This is a genomic window from Candidatus Methylomirabilota bacterium, assembly GCA_036005065.1.
Lineage (GTDB): Bacteria > Methylomirabilota > Methylomirabilia > Rokubacteriales > DASRDR01 > DASYQW01.
Genome location: DASYQW010000020.1, coordinates 1 through 4,461, shown reverse-complemented (window position 1 = coordinate 4,461; position 4,461 = coordinate 1). Strand labels below are relative to the sequence as shown.

The window sequence follows — 4,461 nt, the reverse complement described above, 5'->3', positions numbered from 1 at the left end:
GACTCTCGTGTGGGTGGGGTTCGACGAGCGGGAGGCGCTGCAGCTCTCGGGGGCCCAGGCGGCCCTTCCGATCTGGGCCGACTTCATGCGTACGGCCATGGCCGTCTTGCCGAGCGGTCCGTTCACGGTCCCGTCCTCGGTCACGTTCCGCGACGTGGACCCCACGAACGGGAAGCTCGCCACCCGTTACTGCCCGATCGTCGTCCGCGAGGCTTTCCTGGCCTCCACCGAGCCGCGGGAGGTCTGCACCGACCACGGCGGGCCGCTCCAGACCTTCGACTCGCTGTTCCGCCGCTTCTTCGAGCTGTTCGGGAAGCCCGAGCGCTGAGCTCGACCGCCGGGCGTGCCGTCGGCGCCCTCCGGCCACGGTCATCGCGGTCGCGCTCCTTGCCTGTCACCACCGCGCGCCACTTGCGTTCTGGTTTTGCTTTGAGATAGATTGGGCGAATTCGATGCCGAGGTCCATCCTGGGTCGCGAACGCACGTCAATGCCAAGGAGGACAGTATGCGGAAGCCGAGTAGGGCGCGTGCTTGCCCGGTCGCCCTCGCCGCTCTGATCTTTGCGGTACTCGTGCCCGGGGCGGCCGGCGCCCAAGCCGGGAGGCTGCGGCTGTCCTCGACGGCTCCTCCGAGCGACGGCACGGTCGGCCGGGCCGCGGCTCTGGCGATGAGGCAGGGTTATCTCGTGCCCGACCAGGCCGCATACGCTCGCGCCAAGGCGGAGGCGGCCGGCCGGACGGGGCAGGGCGCGGAAGCCGAGGCTACACGCGGCCCGCTGGCATCGGTTCCGATCCGCGGCGACGAGCGCCTCATACCCCGTTCTATCCTCAATTTTGACGGCATCTTCGACGGCACGAGGGCTCCGCCGGACTCGACGAGCGCGGTCGGATCCACGCGCTACATCGAGCTGGTCAACAGCCGGTTCGCGACCTACAACAAGACGACCCACCTGCCGATCGGCACCGGGACGCTCAACCAGCTGGCCAACGCCTCCGGCCAGGCGTTCGATCCCCAGATCATCTGGGACGCCACGACCAATCGCTTCTACTACGCGATGGACCTCGTCGTGAGCTCGAGCGACCACCTCCTCGCGCTCGGCTTCAGCAAGACCTCGTCACCCGCCACGGCTGCCGACTTCTGCCACTACTTCGTCAACTTCGGGGCCAACTTCCCCGACTACCCGAAGCTGGGGGACACGGCGAACTTCTGGTTGGTCGGGACCAACGACTTCAACTCCGCGGGAGGCTTCATCGGCTCCAGCGTCTTGGGGATCTCGAAGCCTCCCGCCGGCCCGACGTGCCCGCCCCCGAGCGCGTTCAAGTTCGGGGAGACGTTCAACCTGAGGGACCCGAACGGCGGCCCGGCCTTCACGCCAGTCGTCGTCAACCAGATCGACTCCTCCCCCACCGGCTACATCATCGCCCGCACCGGCGCCCTGCCGAGCACGCGCTTCTCGCTGCACCGCATCACGCCCAGCGCCACCGGCACTCCCGTCATCCAGAACCCGGGCCTGCCGGTGGTGATGCCGAGCTACACCATCCCGCCGGACGCGCCCCAGCGGACCGGGTTCCCGAACTCGGCGAAGCGGCTCGACACGCTCGACGCGCGCCCGACCCAGGCCGTCTCGGCCATCGACCCCGGCCACGGGAACCGGGTGGGGCTCTGGGTCCAGCACACCACCGCCACCGTCCCCGCCGGCCGCTCGGAGGTGCGCTGGTACGAGATCAATCCCGTCACCCGGACCCTGTTCCAGTCCGGGAGGGCCACGAGCCCGGCGTACTTCGCCTTCAACGGCGCGATCTCCCCCGACCGGGCGCGGTTCGGCACCACCGCGCGGTTCGGCCACAGCATGGTGCTCGGCTTCGACACGTCGGGGACGACATCGTTCCCCGCCGTGCGCATGCTGTCGAAGGTCGGGGCCGCCCCCCAGTCGGCTCACGTCCTCGTGCGCAGCTCGGCCGGCAACTATTCGGGGTTCGACTGCGCGGGCGCCGACAACGACTGCCGCTGGGGTGACTACGCGGCGGCGAGCCCGGACCCGGTGCCGCCGGCCGGATCGACGACGGGGCGCGTGTGGTCGGTCAGCCAGTACGCGTCCGGCGTCAACTCGACCTCGCGAGCGAACTGGCGGACCTGGAACTGGGTCGCGACTCCGTAGCCGCGCTGAGCCGAGCCGGACGGGCCTCGACGGCTCCCTCCGGGAAGGCGCGGGGCGCCCCGCGCGCCCGTCACCGCGGCTCAGTATCCGAGCAGCAGCCGGTCGAGGGAGAGCGCCCCGCCCCCCGCGATCAGGCACGCCAGCGCCATGGCGATGAAGGCCAGGTTCGCCTCGTACCCGTGGCCCTTGCCCGGCGTGAGGGACCAGTTGAGGAAGAAGCCGTGCTGCCAGTGCACCTTGGCGATGGCGCCGATCATCACGATGATCACGGCCAGCGCCGCCGGCCGCGTCAGCAGTCCGAGGATCAGCCCGATCCCCCCGAGGAACTCGAAGAAGCAGACGAGATAGGCGATGGGCAGCGGGAGCCCCATCGAGGCAAAAGACCTCGTGGTGCGCTCGAGGCCCTGGCCGCCGAACCAGCCGAGCACCTTCTGGGCACCGTGAGCGAAGAAGATGATACCGAGAATGACCCGCACGACGAGGATCGACCACGAGGGATAGGAGAAGAGGAGCCACTCGAAGAGTCCGCCCATGTCTTGCCCTCCGCGGTCAGGGGCCGCTCCTTCCCGCCGGTTCGACCGTGGCCCGCCGCCACGGCCCCTTTCATTATAGGGGCGCGCCCGGCGACCGGTATCCCTGTCATCGGACCGGCGCCGATTGCGTCGGGGCAGCCTTCTCGGTACGATACCGCCATGACACCGGCCAGCGCATCGAGCGAGGACCCAGAGATGCGAGGCTCGTCGGCCGGGCGCTGAGCCATGAAGCTGACCGGCAAAATCACCCTCATCACCAACGTCAGCCAGTACATGGGCGCGGCCTGTACGGAGGAGTTCGCCAAGGAGGGGGCCGTGCTCGCCCTCCACGACCGGACCGAGAGCCGGGCGAAGCCGGCCCTCGAGGTGACGCTGGCCTACGGGCGGGAGGCGCTGCTCGTCGCCGGCGACCTCACCCGGTCCGCCGAGGCGAACCGCGTCGTGCGGACGGTCATCGACCGGTTCGGGCGGCTCGACGTCCTCGTGAACAACTCGAGCCACCCTCCGCTCGGCGGCCCGGTCGAGGAGACGACGGACGAAGCGTGGCGGTCCCTGACCGCGCAGCTCCTCGACGAGCCGTTCTACTGCTTGCGGGCCGCCATCCGTGCGATGAAGCGTCAGGGTCGAGGAAAGGTCATCAACTTCACCTCGGCGGTGGCGATCGTCGGGCTGCCGAACTACGCCGCCTACTCCACGGCCCGGGCCGGAGCCAACGGGCTGACCAAGGCGGTAGGACGTGAGGTGGCGCGGTTCGGAATCCAGGTGAACGCGATCGCGCAGAACTTCGTCGAGAATCCGACCTACTTCGGCCAGGAGATCGTGTCGGACCCCGACAAGCTGGCTCGGGTCCTCAAGCACGTTCCGGCCGGGCGACTGGCGCGGTCGGAGGAGTCGGCGCGGCTGGCGGTCTATCTCGCCTCCGACGAGGCGGATTTCTTCTGCGGCCAGGTCATCTCCTTCGCCGGCGGGTGGGCCTGAGCGGCCCAGCCGCGACGATGCCCGGCCGACGTCGGCCCTGAGCCCGTGCCTGTCCATCCCGAGCTTCCGCTCGTCGTCGAGTCACGGGATGGCCACCAGCCGCTCCCCTTCACCGTCCGCCGCATCATCTGTGGCGGCTACTCGAGCCGCGACCGCACCGAGGTGGATCGCCACATCAAGGAGCTCGAGGCCCTCGGCATCCCCCGGCCGAAGGAGATACCGATCTACTTCTCGGTGGCGTCCTATCTCGCCACCGTGGCCGGCCCGATCGAGGTCCAGGGGCCCTTCACCTCCGGAGAAGTCGAGTTCGTGCTGCTGTTCGGCCCGGGCGGCCCGTGGCTGACGGTGGGCAGCGATCAGACCGACCGCTTCTTCGAGCGCCACTCGGTGCCCGCGGCCAAGCAGCTCTGCCCCAAGATCGTCGCCGGCACCGTGTGGCCGGTGGCCGAGGTCGAAGAGCACTGGGACGAGCTCAGCCTCCGCTCGTGGGTCCGGAGCGGCCGGAAGCGCCGCCTCTACCAGGAGGCGACGCTGGCGCGGATGCTGCCCCCTCAGGCCCTCTTACCCGGCGTGCGCCGTCATGCCGGACGCGAGCTGTCGGGCGTGGTCTTCTTCTCGGGCACCGTGCCGACCGTGGACGGCGAGCTGATCTACGGCGACGCCTACGAGCTCGAGCTGACCGACCCTCGCCTCAACCGGCAGATCCGGACCCACTACACGGTGCAGGTCCTGGAAGGCGGCCCCCGGTAGGAACCTCCCCACCCCGGGCGGCGCCCGTGCCATAGCTTGGGG

5 protein-coding genes are annotated in these 4,461 nt (G+C 69.7%); 4 read left to right on the top strand and 1 reads right to left on the bottom strand.

Translation table 11 applies throughout. From position 1 onward, the window contains the following. Window positions 1-328 (top strand): hypothetical protein (locus VGW35_01015; protein ID HEV8306218.1); only part of this gene is annotated, 328 nt, incomplete at its 5' end. Window positions 329-667: 339 nt separating this feature from the next. Further along, window positions 668-2,158, top strand: a complete 1,491-nt coding sequence (locus VGW35_01010) for a hypothetical protein (GenBank protein ID HEV8306217.1) — start codon at window positions 668-670, stop codon at window positions 2,156-2,158. A gap of 80 nt (window positions 2,159-2,238) precedes the next feature. Here VGW35_01010 and VGW35_01005 read toward each other — a convergent pair whose 3' ends face one another. Then, window positions 2,239-2,691, bottom strand: coding sequence for a DoxX family protein (locus VGW35_01005; protein HEV8306216.1), 453 nt, complete (start codon window positions 2,689-2,691; stop codon window positions 2,239-2,241). A gap of 225 nt (window positions 2,692-2,916) precedes the next feature. Here VGW35_01005 and VGW35_01000 point away from each other — a divergent pair, with 225 nt between their 5' ends. Both VGW35_01000 and VGW35_00995 read left to right on the top strand, forming a co-directional pair. Then, a complete protein-coding gene (locus tag VGW35_01000) occupies window positions 2,917-3,669 on the top strand; it encodes an SDR family oxidoreductase (GenBank protein ID HEV8306215.1) in 753 nt (250 codons plus the stop codon). Window positions 3,670-3,714: 45 nt separating this feature from the next. Continuing rightward, the gene (locus VGW35_00995; GenBank protein HEV8306214.1) at window positions 3,715-4,419 is read left to right on the top strand and encodes a DUF2848 family protein; all 705 of its coding nucleotides are present in this window, start codon (window positions 3,715-3,717) and stop codon (window positions 4,417-4,419) included. Window positions 4,420-4,461: the final 42 nt, after the last annotated feature.

What these genes read in the sequence shown, in the direction of transcription:
- VGW35_01010 (HEV8306217.1), top strand. Translation starts at nt 668, where the DNA reads ATGAGGCAGGGTTATCTCGTGCCCGACCAGGCCGCATACGCTCGCGCC.
- VGW35_01005 (HEV8306216.1), bottom strand. Translation starts at nt 2,691, where the DNA reads ATGGGCGGACTCTTCGAGTGGCTCCTCTTCTCCTATCCCTCGTGGTCG.
- VGW35_01000 (HEV8306215.1), top strand. Translation starts at nt 2,917, where the DNA reads ATGAAGCTGACCGGCAAAATCACCCTCATCACCAACGTCAGCCAGTAC.